This is a genomic window from Microbacterium sp. UBA7513 (assembly GCF_002478345.1).
Classification (GTDB): Bacteria; Actinomycetota; Actinomycetes; order Actinomycetales; family Microbacteriaceae; genus Microbacterium.
Genome location: NZ_DLNJ01000035.1, coordinates 85495 through 85801 on the forward strand (window position 1 = coordinate 85495; position 307 = coordinate 85801).

The 307-nt window shown below is 66.8% G+C and carries 1 pseudogene; it reads left to right on the forward strand.

From position 1 onward, the window contains the following. A pseudogene (locus B2W79_RS16980) lies at positions 1-307 on the forward strand (cell division protein FtsK); the annotation flags it as partial.

The following is a 307-nucleotide window of genomic DNA, read 5'->3' on the forward strand; positions in this document are numbered from 1 at the left end:
TCGTCACCGGCCTCATCAAGGCGAACGTGCCGTCCCGTCTCGCGTTCGCGGTCACGAGCGTCACCGACAGCCGCGTGATCCTCGACAGCCCCGGCGCCGACAAGCTCATCGGCCAGGGTGATGCGCTCTTCTCGCCCATGGGCTCGTCGAAGCCGTTCCGACTGCAGGGTGCGTGGGTCGACGAGAAGGAGATCGACGCGGTCGTCAAGCACGTCACGCGTCAGGCGCGTCCCGAGTACCGTGCAGACGTCCAGGAGGCGATGGAGCCGGCGAAGAAGAAGGAGGTCGACGAGGACATCGGCGACGA